Source organism: Peribacillus sp. SIMBA_075, assembly GCF_046534585.1.
Genome location: NZ_JAWRYN010000810.1, coordinates 1 through 264, shown reverse-complemented (window position 1 = coordinate 264; position 264 = coordinate 1). Strand labels below are relative to the sequence as shown.

Annotated in this window: 1 pseudogene; it reads left to right on the top strand. The window is 46.6% G+C overall.

The features are described 5' to 3' along the window. Positions 1 to 14: 14 nt before the first annotated feature. Positions 15 to 264, top strand: a pseudogene (locus tag SB775_RS30465) (hydrogen peroxide-dependent heme synthase); the annotation flags it as partial.

Here is a 264-nt window from a genome sequence, read left to right as displayed (position 1 = left end):
GAGCTGATTTTCAAATGAGCACGAACGAAGCGTTGCTTACATTAGAAGGTTGGTATACGTATCATAATTTCCGCACCATCAATTGGGAAAAGTGGAAAGCAGCTTCTGCACAGGAGCGTCAAGAAGCGTTGGACGAGCTGAATGCTTTGATCCGTACTTGGGATGCGAATGAAGCAGAAGGACAAGGAAGCACCGCTGTGTACTCCATTTTGGGACACAAGGCTGATCTGGTCTTCATGTTTTTGCGAGAGACTATGCAAGAGC